The sequence below is a fragment of the Enterococcus sp. DIV0970a genome (genome assembly GCF_051711265.1).
Classification (GTDB): Bacteria; Bacillota; Bacilli; order Lactobacillales; family Enterococcaceae; genus Enterococcus_D; species Enterococcus_D casseliflavus.
The window spans coordinates 3,057,563-3,072,102 of record NZ_JBIOMF010000001.1; the positions used below are offsets into that span (position 1 = coordinate 3,057,563).

A 14,540-nucleotide genomic window follows, 5' to 3' on the forward strand; every position below is an offset into this window, starting at 1 on the left:
CCTTTTACACTCATCATTTCTTTTTTTCAATCACTTTTCGGTCAGCACAATCATTCCTGTAGGATCATTCCAATTGTTCTCCAATAAACCGTTCTGTTGAAACGATCCGCACGTGTTCGCTGGATTGATGAATCCACATGTGTAGCAACAATGCTACCATACCGCTTAACAAAAAGACAAACAGCTTTTTCCTAAGGTCTTGAAAATTCTCTTGATGACGCATGGGTTTCCTCCTTTTTGCAGGTCATCGATAAATCCGCTCGGTTATTCTGGATCAGTAGCCGCTGGGGCTGTCTGATTGCCTAAGCTGATATCGAAGGTGATCGTATCTTCTAACGGTAAAAACTGATTGAACTTGCTCATCCCCACGATTGTCCCGTAGGGTTCTGCTGAATTGACATAACGGACTTGATAGCTGATGTTCGCCCCTTTTGAACGGAATTCATCAAAGAAGAGTTTTTGCAGATCCCCTTCAAGGAGCTCGCTTCGACGGTAATCTTTGATATACGGTTGACCTGCCGAATAGACGACTTCAATGCCTTGGTCATCTTTGCTGGTTAAAACGGTCCCGGCGGTCTCACTTTGCGAGATCAATTGTCCGTAAGGCAGACTCTGAGTAAACTGCATCCGCATCCGCACAGTGACACCCTCAACAGCGGCCTGGGCATCATCTGGTAAAATCGTTGAAAAGTCTGGTACGGTGACCCCTTTCCCTAGAGAAATCGTTACTTGAAACGCATCCCGTTTCGCGATTTTTTCTTTTGGTGCCACGCTTTGTTCAATGACTTTGCCTTCTTCCACAGTATCCGAAGCCTGTTCTTTGATTTCAAGCTCCAGCTCATGGGCTTTCCCCCATGTTTCTACCTCTGCACGGGTTTTATCACGAAAGTCTGGTACTTCAATATCTTTTTCAAAGGTTTCTTCGCCTTTGGAATAAAAGACTCGTCCGACATCTCGACGATGATAGTTTTCTTGCGAGACTTCTTTATTGGTAAATTCTACTCGAATCGGTGCTTTTTCCTCGATCTCATCGTGGTATTCATCGACGATCGTCAAATTGCTGGCTTGATTTTTTTCGATCCACTCTGCTGCCTCGTCCCTCGTCATTTCCATAAAGTCTGGCAATGCCAATTTCTCTTCTGGATCTGGGCCTTGGCTCACCGTTAGATGCAGGGTGCTTCTTTTTCTGACTCGACTTCTGGCGGCTTCTTCTTGGGCGATCACTTGATTGGCTGGGGCTTCATCATAGGCAGGCGTCACATCGATCGCAAGATCATGTTCCGCCGCCCATTCCCTGACTTCAGAGATCTCTTTGTCCACAAAGTTATCCAGTCGGACGTACGCCAATTGGAAAAATAAAAAGCCGCTGAGTAGAAGTAGTCCGAGTAACGCACCAAGCCCTAGCAGTCGTTTTTTCCGCCGTTTCTTTTTAAAGGAGGGATCGTGTTCGATCCCCTCTTCTAAAGAAGCTGAACCTTTTTCTTTGCGGGAAACACGGGAAGAAGGTGCTTTAGCTGTAGCTGATTCCTTGTCTGGCTCTTTCGGTTCTTCTTCAAACTTCGATAAAAAATCACTCATAGGCCGTCAACTCGCCGTTTTTCAAATAAAAGGTCTGATCCGACTGCTTGGCAATTTCAGTCGAATGCGTCACTACGATGATGCACTTGTTGTGTAAAGTAGCTAAATCTTTAAAAATATCCACGATTTCTTGCTCCATGCCTTCATCTAAATTTCCCGTCGGCTCATCGGCTAAAATGATATCAACATTGGTCGCTAAGGCGCGAGCGATGGCGACCCGCTGTTGTTCCCCGCCGGAGAGCTGATTGACGAAACGATCGGCTTTCGTGGAGGTGATTCCGATATAATCCAGCAAGCGATACGCAATTTGATCATGTTGATCGGGGAGCTTGTTGTCTGAGATCGCCATCGAAACAAGGACATTTTCTAATGCCGTCAAATAAGGAATCAAGTTGTAACTTTGAAAAATCAAACTGATCTTGTTGCGGCGATACTCTTCATAGCCGATCGTTTTGATATTTTTTCCTTCAAAAAATACTTCCCCATCGGTTGGTTGATCCAATGCGCTGATCAAGGAAAGAAAGGTGGTCTTTCCTGAGCCTGATTTCCCTAAAATCGTGTAAAATTTACCTTTTTCAAAGGAGATATTGGTTTTATCTAAAATCTTCCGACGATTCTCACCATCTTGGTAGTAATACGTCATATCTTTGGTTTCTAAAATTGCCATGTTCTTCGCTCCTTACAGCATGATTTTTTTCGGATTCAAACGTAAAATATATAACAGCGGCACCACTGCCGAAAGCAAGATCGTCACGATCCCGGTCGCTAAAAAGGCAATGATATAAGACAGGGTGTATTGAACGCGAAACGCTTCGTTGATCGTTGCTTGATCGATTTTCGGTACACCCACAAAGAATTGCTCCACCCCTGCTTGATTTGCCTCTAGCATACTACTGGATAACAAAGATTCAGAAACCATCTTGCCCAGCATATTCCCTGTGACCAAGGAGATCAACATTGCACTGACACCAATCAACAGGAGTTCGAGCACGATCTGTGCAAACACGTATTTCCGTCGTTCTCCTAACGAAAGGTAGATACCTAACTCATATTTACGATCTCGGGTAAACAGCACAATGATCAAGGAGATAATAATCAAGGAAGCAATCACCGCAATCACTACGACATATGAGGAAATCTGTGATAAGCGATTCATGCTGGTCCCCACACGGTCATACTCATCCGTAGAGGCATTGACCTTATAGCCATTTGGCAAGAGCGGTGTCACCTCTTGTTTGAATTGCTCTGCATCTTCTGGTTGGTTCAAAATGAATTGTGGAGTGAAGAACTCCTCATCAGAACCGAAATCTGTCGCTGGAAACGCCGCTTGCTGTCCCGCACGTTCCTCTTCAACAATCGTTTTCACGGCATCATTCGGCATATAGATACGATTGAAGGGCCGATCATCAAATGCAAACGAGCTGGCCATGCCATCTTGTCCTTGATTATTTGCTTTTTCTAAGCTGGTATTTTTAAATATCCCGACGATTTCGATGGAGTAATCATTGCCTTTTTGCTTTTCAGGGTCCATCCCTGACGAATAATCGACAAACTGACCATCTAAGACCATAGTGTCTCCCACGGTCAAGCCGTTTTCCTGAGCCATCTCTTCCGATATCAAGCCCACACGTTTTCCGGTACGCTGTTCCTCTTCAGTAAAAAAGCGTCCCTGTGTTAAATCCACCGTATCTTCTTCAAAATCCAACGGCTTTAAGAGATTGGTTCCTGTTAAATAAACCCAAGGAGATATTCCTCCGACAATCATGACATTGTCGTCGTCCTCTTCAGGACTGAAACGATAAGGTTTGAAGTTTTCAACAGCAATCGCTGTTTCTCGTAAATAGTCATACTGTTTGACTTCGGACCGTTCACCGATCTGCTTGATCAGGTCCTCTGACAGCGGCTGAATCTCCTCCATACTCGCACCACCATCACTATTTGCCAACTTTTCATAATCGATCTCAATCGTGGCCAGTGAGCCTAATTGATTTTTGATCTGCTTTTCGACATTTTGAGTCGATTGATTGACCGCAATTGCGCCAGCGATCACATTTCCTAATATCAGAATAACAGCAAACAATATCGCAGATTTCCCTCGCTTTCTCGTCACACTCAGCCATGCTCGTTTCATATAATTCACTTGCCAACATCCTCTCTTTTTTTCTCTAACAAAAGCATACTGGATGAACCTTTAGTGAATCTGTCATTTGCAAATTTTTTCAAAAAAAGCAGAATCCTAGGGAACGTTTGATAAAAAAGACTGTTGTTTCAATGATCGACTCCAGCAATCATCAGAATGTGAATGACAAAAGAACATACCTCCCAAAAGATTTCTTTGGGAGGCTTTGCTATAGTTAACAAAAAAAGACAAAGACCACATCTGGGTCTTTGCCTTTTCACAATCCTATTCGTCAATTTTCTCATTTAATTCGCTGTTACGATAGCCATATACAAAATAGATCGCGATTCCGATCACTAAGGAGATCCCAAAAACGATCCAGGTCGCCGTTTGTAGACGGGTCATCAAGAAGAGACAGCTGGCAACGGACAACAAAGGCAATAACGGTACCAGGGGTACTTTAAATTCACCTTTAGCAGGTGGCCCCATCATCTTCCGCAGCTTGATGATCCCTAAGGACATTAAGATCATATACGACAATGCCGCAATGTTGGTCAATTCTGCCAAGATATTCAACGGGAAAGCTGCCGCAAAAAAGAAGGCAAAAACACCAGCGATGTAGGTCGCTTTCTTTGGTGTTTTATGCTTAGGATCGATGGCTTGCATGGCTTTTGGCAATAACCCATCTTTACTGATGGCATATAACAGACGCGCCAAAGAGTACATCATAGCGATCGTCACTGTTAATAAGGTCAAGATCGCCCCTACGGAAATGATTGATCCGACCACTCCATGACCGACATAACGCATCGCAAAAGCCACCGGATCATTGACTCCTAATTCAGTAAACGGCACGATTCCCGTCATGATCAGTGTGACAATGATATAAAGGACTGTTGCGATCGCAATGGAACCAATGATCCCCCGAGGGACATTTTTCTTTGCATCTTCAACTTCTTCCGCCGCCATTGCGACGGCATCAAAGCCAAGAAAAGCAAAGAAGACTAACGCTGCACCATTAAAGACGCCTGAAAAACCAAAGGGCATAAAGGGCTGCCAGTTGTCTGGTTCCACGAAAAAGGCACCAAAGACGATAAACAAGAGGATCACGCCGAATTTGACCCATACCATAGCATTGTTCAAACGTAACGCTTTTTTCGCTTCTTGGCTGACCCACAAGGTTACAAAAATAATGACTAAACCAGCAATCAAATCAATGTAGGTCCCCTTGCTTGGGTCATAACCGCCCGTCAAAGCGGTTGGTAAATGGATATCCGCACTGGCCAAAAAGCCTTGCACATAGCCTGACCAGCCAGATGCCACCGAAGAAACGGCCAATAAGAACTCGCAAATCAAAAACCAGCCTGCCAGCCACGCGGTAAATTCACCAAAAACGACATACAGATACGAATAGGCGCCCCCTAAAACGGGGATCCGAGAAGCAAATTCCGCAAAAGAAAGCCCTGATAACACAACAACGATACCAGCTACAACAAAGGAAAGAATCAATGCCGGTCCGGCATACTCAGCAGAAGCAGTCCCTGTAACAACAAAGATACCTGTGCCGATAATGGCGCCGATCCCCAACATAATCAAATCTTTTAACTTCAACTCTTTTTTTAAATTCGTCACACTTTCCCGTTGTATGACTTTTTTTCGAAATAAATCCATAACTCCTCCTCAAAAATATAAGTTTATGTTGCTTTCATATACCCCAGCAAAACACCGCCGATAATCACCAGCAGACAACCAATCACCACATACCGCAGTTCTTTTTTGGTTTTCTTTTCGCCGAGAATAAAAATCCCGCCTAGCGTTGAAATGATGATTCCCATCTGCGACAATGAGAAGCCCACCGCTAGTCCGACTTGCTGAACCGTGATCAGCATGCAGACATTGCCGATGCCCCATAACAATCCTGACAAGGTATTTTTCCCTACAAAACGGTCGACCTTCGTCTTCCTTAAAGCAAATAGGCTGGCACCGATCAGCATCCCGACACTTTGTGGCAAAATGATCGCCAAGGGGTCCAATCCTGCCCAAGTAATCAAAATCGTATAGGCACCGTAACCGATCGTTGATGAGATCAATGCCCGAAATCCTTTAGGAAAATCAAGCATCTTGCTGCCAGCTTCTACCGGACTTTCGCCATCTTGACGAGCGGTCAGATACGCCCCGATCACCAACAAGATCAATGCGCTAACACCTAGTGCATAATCGCGGGTCTGTGTCCATTCTGCAAAAAACAATGCACCTGCGATTGTATTTAAAATCAGCTGCATGCCGGTTGAAAGCGGCAGTCCAACAGACACACCTAAATATTTCATGCCATGGAATTGACCGTTTTGACCGATGGACCAAAAAAGACCAGACAAAAGACCGATCAAAATCACCTTTCCATCAATCACTGGCATCGTCACAAAAAATACGACCAGAGAAAAGAAAAAGGCACCAATCGTCATTCCTAGCGTTTGCTGGTTCGCATCCCCGCCAAGTTTGGCACTTACTAAACCAATGCTGCCCCACGCAAACATTGGTACTAATGCAACGAGTATCTCCATTTCATTCATCCTTACCATTCAATTTTAAACACAGGCTTTAGTGTATCAGTGAAAACGTTCTAGGGACAAGTGATTTTTGTCAAAAAACACAAAAAGATACTCGAAAAAAAGCAGATTAGCGTTTTTCCTCATAATAACTCAACAACGGAAAGAACAGCGTCATGGTGGTTCCTTTTCCAACTGTCGACGAAGCCGTTAGCTCGATGCCTAATTCCTTCGCTAAACTTTTCGCTAAAAAGAGCCCCAATCCCGTCGAGTGGGTGTCCGTTTGGCGCCCATTTTCGCCCGTAAAGCCTTTATCAAAAATGCGCCGCATGTCTTCTTTAGGAATGCCGATCCCACTATCTTGCAAGTGGAGATAGGTCCCTTGGGCATCTTTTTCGATCCGAATCGTCAGCTGCCCATTTTGTGGTGTGTACTTCACGGCATTGCTGACCAGCTGTCGAAAGATAAAGCCGAGCCATTTTTCATCGGTCAACACTTGCTGATCCTCGCCTTCAACGGCATAGTGCAGGTTCTTTTGGATAAAATAATTGGCCTGACTGCGTAAAACTGGCTGGATGACGGCTTTCAATGAAATTTCTTGGACCAGATAATCTTTTGAAAAGCTGTCCAAGCGGGCGACGTATAAGACTTGCTCGACGTATTCGTTCATGCGGTTCAATTCATTTTCTAGTAAGATGAATTTTTCATCGGGAATATCAAATTCGATCGAATGCAAAAGCAATCGTGATGCAGCTAAAGGGACTTTGATCTCATGGACCCACGAATCGATGTATTCCTTTTGTTCTTCTTGATTGCTGACGACTTGCTGCATCAATTCTTGGTGCTCTCGGATCAACTGATTGATGTAGGATTCGATCCGTTCTTCTTCCGCCGAGCGTGCTCCTTGCAAGTAGTTTTGCAGCAAGCTGTCTCCAGGCTTGGGGGTGATTTTTTGCCAAAAACGCCGCTTAGATAAGTAGCTGACTGCTAAAAAGAATACCATCAAGACACTTTGCATTAAAAAGAGATAGCCGACTGTGCCCCAATCCATCGGGGAATGAGGAGTCAGCCAAAAAACTAAGACCGTCAACACGAAAAAGACTAGCCAACCGATAAACAGCAGCCAACGATCTTTCAAAAAACTGCGCAAAACTCGCCACTTTGTCATGGTACGATATACCCTTGACCAACCTTGGTCTCAATGTAGCCGTTCATCCCCGCTTGTTCGATTTTTCGTCGCAAACGATTGATATTGACCGTCAAGGTATTGTCGTCTACAAATCGCTCGTCATCCCATAAGGCTCGCAAGAGTTTTTCCCGACTTAAAATCTTGCCGTGATTTTTCATCAAAATATACAGCAGGCGGTATTCGTTTTTGCTAAGATCGATGCTTTCGCCATTGATATACATGCTGCTGTTGTCGATATTGAGGGTCAAACCGTTATGCACTAACGTTTCACTGCTGCTTTCTACATAGTTGTAGGAACGGCGCAGCAGCGCATTGATTTTTGCAATCAGAACGTCGATCTCAAAAGGTTTTGTCACAAAATCGTCCGCTCCCATATTCATGGCCATGATCATATCCATATTGGTGTTGCGGCTAGAAATAAAAATGATTGGTACTTTGGAAGCTTCGCGGATTTTTTGACACCAATAGTAGCCATCAAAAACCGGCAAATTAATATCCAGTAAAATCAGTTGGGGCTCTTGTTCTTCAAAGTCAGTCAACACATGATGGAAATCCGTCGTGCCAAAGGTCTCAAACTGCCATTTTTCTAGTTCTTCGATAATCAGTTGGCGAATCACCGCTTCATCTTCTACTACCATTATTTTTGCCATATCCGTGAATTCCCTCACTTTGTGTAATTTTCTCCTCTTTACTTTATCAAATATCAAAAACGAATGCGAATATTAATCGCCGTTTTTAGCAAACCCTAAAAAACCTCGCCACTGACGGTAGAAGCCAGTGGCGAGGCAAAGCAAAAATGTCTATTGGGTTATTCGATGATCTCTACCGTCTCGATCAGTAATTTACCGATAAACAATAAGATCCCATCGAAAAAAAGCACACTCATGTTGACACCTAATAACATCGATAACCGTTCAACGACATCGATTTTTGGTCGTTTATTCAAGTAACGAAACAAGAAAAAATTCACACCATACGTCACTGCCATGATCAGCAGCATCAAGATCACCATTTTAGTTCCCTGCTTTTCTTCAAATTTTTGGTTGCTGTGCTAAAAACTGTGTCAGTTTGCTTTGATCGATGGCTTCATACTGCGATAGAAAGCGACCGATCGCTTGAACGACTGCCGGTAGATGACCCGCTTCATCATTTTCGATCTGCAGCACCAGCAGTGGTTCGTGCAGGCTCATTCGCAGCAAGAACCAGCCTTGGCCATAAGGCGCTGTCAAGTTGATGCGAATGCCTTCCTCATTTTCTGGATCGATCTGCCATCCTGGCAGCAAATGATTGGCTAGCGCCTTGATCACTTGGCGACCATAGTCTTGATAGTCGTCTTTTTGGATCGCAAAGCGCAATTCTTGGGTCTCGGCGGGTTGTTGCAACGCCGCGATCAGCTCATCCAGTGTCGTGCCTTGCTGTTGCAATTGAGGCAGCATCATCAAGAGCTTGGCGATCACGTACGCCCCGTCATCCAAAAAGAAATTTTCTTTAAACGCGGCATGCCCGCTGGTTTCGATGGCTAACTGTGTGTCCAGTCCTGCTTCATTCAATTCGATCGCTTTGTTGATCACATTGCGGTAGCCAGAAATATAGCGTACTTGCTGCCCTCCCAGTGCTTCGATAAAGGTTTTTAAATGATTAGAGGTTGGCGAATTGGTGACGATACGCGTGCCAGGGTGTTCCGCTAAGATGATCTTGCTTAATACAGCGATCATATTGTTGCGGTTCAAGGGCTCACCGCTTTTGGTCACGACCGCCGAGCGGTCGACATCGGTATCGAAAATAATGCCTAAATCAGTTTGTTCCCGCAAGACGGCTTCGCGAATACTTGCCATTGCCTCTTTATTGTCTGGATTCGGGATATGATTGGGAAAATGCCCATCCGGTTCTAAAAATTGCGAGCCATTCGTATCTGCTCCCAGCGGCAGCAACACTTTTTCAGCAAAAAAGCCGCCGGCACCATTGCCTGCATCAACAATGATCTTTAATCCAGCCAAAGGTTTTTCCTCATTGGTTCCCATCCCTTGGCGAATTTTTTGCAGTAGATCTTGGGCATAAGGCGTCAGCAAGTCTTTTTGCTGATAGCTTCCTTTTTCCGCTGCCTCATGAACGGTAGTGTGGGACAAAATATAGTGGATATCCGTTTTTTCGGCACCGCCTTGGCGGCTGAAAATTTTTATTCCATTAAAGTAATAAGGCAAATGACTCGCTGTCAGCATCACACCAGCATCACAGTCGAAATCCGCAAACTGTGTACTCATAAACATGGCAGGTGTCGTTGCCAAGCCGCAATCGATCACTGCCACACCTTCTTGCTGCAGCTGTGCCATCAACACTTCTTGCAGTGCTTCGCCACTCAAGCGACTGTCACGACCGACTGCCACGCGAAAAGGACCGCTGCCCTTTGTTGCCAACCAGTTGCGCAAGCCCGAAGCAACTTGCCGAACCGCTTGCTCTGTCAGTGTCACCTGCTCTTTTTCTGTTGCGATCGCAATTCCTCGAATATCAGAACCATTTTGCAAATCAACGATGTTCATTTCCTCCACCCCTTCTTGTAACCGGAATCAATTTTATTATACCAGAGAAAAAAGGAAATGAAATTGCTTTTTAGTATTTTTTACTATAAATAGTTTGCTTCCCTTACTCTTTAAACGGAATCCCTTCCAGTTGCAGTAGTCGGCGTTTGGTTGCTAACCCGCCCCGGTACCCCGTCAAGCGGCCGTTTTTTCCTAACACCCGATGACAAGGAACCACGATCATCATCGGGTTACGCCCCACTGCATTTGCGACAGCGCGGACAGCAGTCGGTCGTTGAATGCGCAGCGCCAAGTCACTATACGTAGTGGTTTGCCCATAAGGAATTTGGGTCAGTGCTTGCCAAACGTTTTGTTGAAATGGTGTCCCGACAAAATCAAACGCAAAAGTAAATGTCACTGGTTCCCCTGCAAAATAAGCTTGCAGCTGCGCTTCAATTACTGGATCAAGGTCAGCTGTACTACTGATTTTAGCCAATGGAAAGAACTTGAGTAATTCATGATGATCCTGTTGCCGACCAAAATAAACTAGCCCTTTTTCCGATTGGACCACTTCATACCACTCATCATCTAAAACGATCTTTGCCAATGCTAGTTTCATGTTTTCACCTCATGGAATCCATTTTTCGCAGCACAACTGCTTATGTGCTGCCGCCGTTGTGCGGCTGTCTCAGTGACAGTATACCATTTTTTCGAGCTGTGCAAAAAAACCGACTGGCTTACTGCCAATCGGTCGTTGCAAACAAGGGAAAAAATAGGCAGATCGCCAGTCGCTGCAGCTTCAAGCCGTAGCTATGGCAGGATCAATCCAATTCGATTTTTCCAGTATAGAGCTGATAATAAGTACCTTTTTCCGCCAATAGCGTTTCATGGGTTCCCCGCTCAATGATACGGCCATGATCCATCACCATGATGGCATCGGAGTTTTGGATCGTAGATAATCGATGGGCGATCACAAACACGGTCCGTCCAGACATCAAACGGTCCATCCCTGATTGGACGATCCGCTCTGTACGGGTATCGATGCTTGAGGTGGCTTCGTCTAAGATCATCACTGGCGGATCAGCGATCGCTGCCCGCGCAATTGCCAACAGCTGACGTTGCCCTTGGGAAAGCCCTTCGCCATCGCCCGTGATCACGGTGTCGTATTTTTCTGGCAAGTGGTTGATAAACATGTCGGCATTGGCTAATTTCGCAGCTGCCAGCACTTCTTCATCACTAGCATCCAGTTTTCCGAAGCGAATATTCTCGCGAATCGTTCCAGTAAACAAATGGGTGTCTTGCAACACGATCCCTAAGGAGCGGCGCAGGGATTCAAGATGGATTTTTTCAATATTGATGCCATCATAACGAATCTTCCCGTCTTGGATGTTGTAGAACCGATTGATCAAATTGGTGATCGTTGTCTTACCAGCACCTGTGGCACCGACAAAAGCAACTTTTTGCCCAGGCTCTGCATACAGATTGATATCATGTAAGACCAGTTGATTGTCGACATAGCCGAAATCAACATCTTCAAATCGCACGTCTCCCGTCACTTCCGTATAGGTAATGGTTCCATCCTCGTGGGGATGTTTCCACGCCCACGTGCCTGTTCGTTCTTTGGTTTCAACTAGCTGACCTTGCGACCATTTGGCATTGACCAGTGTGACGTAGCCATGATCGATTTCTGGCGTTTCATCTAATAGATGGAAGATCCGCTCGGCACCAGCTAACGCCATGATCACAAAGTTGATTTGTTGTGACACCTGGCTGATAGGACCATTTAATGAACGGCTCAGCTGCAAGAAAGAAGCGATCATCCCGACCGTTAGGCCAGAAACACCATTGATGGCAAACAAGCCCCCAATGATGGCGATCAAGACATATTGGACATTCAGTAAGTTCATCATGATCGGCATCAAGGTATTGGCATTGACATTGGCTTTAGTGGCACTTTCTTGTAGTTGGTCATTTAAGGCATCAAATTCTTCCATGACGATTTTTTCATGATTGAAGATCTTGACGACTTTTTGCCCGTGCATCATTTCTTCGATATACCCGTTGACAGCGCCTAAATCTCGTTGCTGTGCGCCAAAGAAGCGGCCGCTGCGGCGAGAAATGATGCGGATCACATTCAGCATCAAAATAATCGACAGCATCACGAACAAAGTCAATGGGACACTGATGGAGAACATGGCGATAAAGACAGAACAAAAGGTTACCGCCGCCATCATCAAGTTTGGAATACTTTGGGAGATCATTTGGCGCAACGTATCCGTATCGTTGGTAAAGTGACTCATGATGTCGCCATCTGAGCGGGCATCAAAGTAACCGACGGGTAGAGACTGCATATGCGTAAACATTTGGTCATGGATTTTTTTCTGTGTCCCTTCACTGATTTTGACCATCATAAAGTTATAGGTCAGTGCGGCCAAGATTCCAATCAGGTAGATGATCGCCATTTGAACGATCGCCCGAAACAAGCCGCCAAAATCAGGATTGGCTTGCCCTAAGAGGGGTGTGATATGATCGTCGATCACGACTTGTAAAAACAACGAACCGCGTACGTTGGCAAAGGCACTTAACAAGATCATGACCACGACGAACAGGAGTTGTCCTTTGTAGTCGCCAAACATCGTTCGCAATAAACGTTTCAATGTGCGCTTGGGATTTGCTGCTTGTCTATTCTTCACCTTCACCAAATCCTTTCTGCTGCGAATGGTACACTTCTTGATAGATGGCATTGTTTGCCAACAATTCTTCGTGGGTACCGATGCCATTGATTTTGCCATCATCCATTACGATGATCCGGTCGGCGTCTTCGATCGAGTTGATCCGTTGAGAAATAATGATCGTCGTCGTTCCCGGAATTTCTCGTTTCAAGCCTTCGCGGATACTGCGATCGGTTTTGGTGTCGACGGCACTAGTAGAATCATCGAGAATCAAGATTTTCGGTTTCTTCAGCAAGGCGCGAGCAATCGTCAACCGTTGTTTTTGCCCACCGGAAACATTGTTTCCTCCTTGCGAAATCTGTGTTTCATACTTGTCAGGAAACTCTTGAATAAAAGGATCGGCTTGTGCGATCGTTGCCACGCGCTGGATCTCTTCATCCGATGCCTCTTCATTGCCCCAACGCAAATTGTCGTTGATAGTGCCGCTAAAGAGTACATTGTTTTGCAAGACCATACTTACTTGGTCCCGCAATGCTTCTAAATCATAGTCGCGAACATCATGACCGCCGACGATGACACGCCCTTCGATCACATCATATAAGCGGGGGATCAGCTGGACGAGGGTGGATTTCCCGCTCCCGGTCCCGCCAATGACTCCAATGACTTCCCCGGATTCGATACGCAGATTTGCATCCGTCAGCGCCAGCTTGTTTTTGTCATTGGCGTAACTAAAGCCGACATTCTCAAAAACGATGGAGCCGTCTTTGATCTCTTTGACTGGATCGGCGGGATTTTTCAAGTCACTTTCTTCATCTAATACTTCTACGACCCGTTCTGCCGACGTTCGTGCGATCAAAATCTGCACGAAAGCCATCGACATCATCATCAAGCTCATCAAAATCTGCATCGTGTAGTTGAACATGCTGACTAACTCCCCAGTGGTCAGGCTGCTTTGTTCCACGATCAGCTGAGCACCAAACCATGACAGGAGCAGCATACACGTATAGACAGAAAATTGCATCAATGGCATGTTGAAAGAGACGATTCGTTGCGCAAGCGTGAAATTCCGATAAACATCGGTGGACACTTCGCCAAACAGTTCTTCTTGCTGTTCTTCCCGAACATACGATTTCACGACGCGAACCCCTTGTAAATTTTCTTGCACCACATTATTCAGGCGGTCATAAATGCGGAATACTTTTAGAAACAGCGGGTGGGCAAAACGTATAACTAAAGCCAGACCAATCGCTAAGATCGGTAAAACAACCAGATAGATCGTCATAAGTTCTGGACTGATGGTGCTAACCATTGCAAGTGAAAAAATCAGAACTAACGGACTACGGACCAGAATACGAATAATCATTTGGTAAGCATTTTGGACGTTGGTCACGTCAGTGGTCAAGCGGGTGATCAAACTGGAGGAAGAAAAGCGGTCAATGTTTGAAAAGGAAAAATCTTGGATTCGGCGAAACAGATTGTGCCGCAGGTTGCGGGCAAAACCAGCCGAAGCGATCGCTGCCATTCGTCCGCCAAGCGTTCCTAAAAGTAATGCGATCAAGGAACATAAAAAAAGCAAGCCGCCATCTCTTAGAATCACACCGGCGTCTCCTTTTTCGATCCCTTGGTCGATCATCATGGCCATGATCAGGGGCATAATGACATCTAAGGCAACCTCTCCTGCTACATACACAGGGGTCAGCAAGCTGTCCTTCTTATAGCTGCCAACATTCGCGAGTAATTTTTTTATCATTTGTTTCGTCCCTTCTATAGATGGCACTGCGGAGCCATTTTTTATCGTTACCATCAAGTTTACTTTATCGACCCAGCGATTTCAAGCGGCTCGCTTGTGTTTTTTTTACAATTAGTAAGTAAAAAGCACCCTTCCAAAAAGAAGGGTGCTTGCTTTTTTGATGCGGTTTG

General features: G+C 45.3%; 13 protein-coding genes. All 13 read right to left on the reverse strand.

Going from position 1 to position 14,540, the window contains the following annotated elements; translation table 11 throughout:
• Window positions 1-64: 64 nt before the first annotated feature.
• Window positions 65-223 carry a hypothetical protein gene (locus IGK14_RS14770; protein ID WP_005233508.1) on the reverse strand — a complete coding sequence of 53 codons (159 nt, stop codon included), beginning with the start codon at window positions 221-223 and terminating at the stop codon, window positions 65-67.
• Between the two features lie 41 nt (window positions 224-264).
• Complete coding sequence (locus IGK14_RS14775; protein ID WP_010749052.1) at window positions 265-1,578, reverse strand: PASTA domain-containing protein; 1,314 nt, start codon at window positions 1,576-1,578, stop codon at window positions 265-267.
• Window positions 1,571-2,245, reverse strand: a complete 675-nt coding sequence (locus IGK14_RS14780) for an ABC transporter ATP-binding protein (RefSeq protein WP_010749051.1) — start codon at window positions 2,243-2,245, stop codon at window positions 1,571-1,573. Before IGK14_RS14780 ends, IGK14_RS14775 begins: the two co-directional genes overlap by 8 nt.
• A gap of 12 nt (window positions 2,246-2,257) precedes the next feature.
• Window positions 2,258-3,709 carry an ABC transporter permease gene (locus IGK14_RS14785; RefSeq protein ID WP_034696316.1) on the reverse strand — a complete coding sequence of 484 codons (1,452 nt, stop codon included), beginning with the start codon at window positions 3,707-3,709 and terminating at the stop codon, window positions 2,258-2,260.
• Window positions 3,710-3,982: 273 nt separating this feature from the next.
• Window positions 3,983-5,368, reverse strand: a complete 1,386-nt coding sequence (locus IGK14_RS14790; RefSeq protein WP_010749049.1) for an APC family permease — start codon at window positions 5,366-5,368, stop codon at window positions 3,983-3,985.
• 23 nt (window positions 5,369-5,391) lie between these two features.
• Complete coding sequence (locus IGK14_RS14795; RefSeq protein WP_010749048.1) at window positions 5,392-6,258, reverse strand: GRP family sugar transporter; 867 nt, start codon at window positions 6,256-6,258, stop codon at window positions 5,392-5,394.
• A 115-nt stretch (window positions 6,259-6,373) separates the two neighbouring features.
• Entirely contained in the window at window positions 6,374-7,411 is a 1,038-nt protein-coding gene (sapS, locus tag IGK14_RS14800; RefSeq protein ID WP_010749047.1) for a two-component system sensor histidine kinase SapS, read from the reverse strand.
• Window positions 7,408-8,082, reverse strand: coding sequence for a two-component system response regulator SapR (sapR, locus tag IGK14_RS14805; protein ID WP_034696295.1), 675 nt, complete (start codon window positions 8,080-8,082; stop codon window positions 7,408-7,410). The genes sapS and sapR overlap by 4 nt, the downstream gene beginning before the upstream one ends.
• 158 nt (window positions 8,083-8,240) lie before the next feature.
• Window positions 8,241-8,444, reverse strand: a complete 204-nt coding sequence (locus tag IGK14_RS14810) for a hypothetical protein (protein WP_005227790.1) — start codon at window positions 8,442-8,444, stop codon at window positions 8,241-8,243.
• A 19-nt stretch (window positions 8,445-8,463) separates the two neighbouring features.
• Window positions 8,464-9,969, reverse strand: coding sequence for a phosphoglucomutase/phosphomannomutase (locus tag IGK14_RS14815; RefSeq protein ID WP_010749045.1), 1,506 nt, complete (start codon window positions 9,967-9,969; stop codon window positions 8,464-8,466).
• A gap of 103 nt (window positions 9,970-10,072) precedes the next feature.
• Window positions 10,073-10,567: a methylated-DNA--[protein]-cysteine S-methyltransferase gene (locus IGK14_RS14820; RefSeq protein ID WP_438712550.1), complete on the reverse strand. Its 495-nt coding sequence runs from the start codon at window positions 10,565-10,567 to the stop codon at window positions 10,073-10,075.
• Between the two features lie 202 nt (window positions 10,568-10,769).
• Window positions 10,770-12,692, reverse strand: coding sequence for an ABC transporter ATP-binding protein (locus IGK14_RS14825; RefSeq protein WP_438712680.1), 1,923 nt, complete (start codon window positions 12,690-12,692; stop codon window positions 10,770-10,772).
• Window positions 12,631-14,370 (reverse strand): ABC transporter ATP-binding protein, encoded by a 1,740-nt coding sequence (locus tag IGK14_RS14830; protein ID WP_438712552.1) that lies wholly within the window; start codon window positions 14,368-14,370, stop codon window positions 12,631-12,633. The genes IGK14_RS14825 and IGK14_RS14830 overlap by 62 nt, the downstream gene beginning before the upstream one ends.
• Window positions 14,371-14,540: the final 170 nt, after the last annotated feature.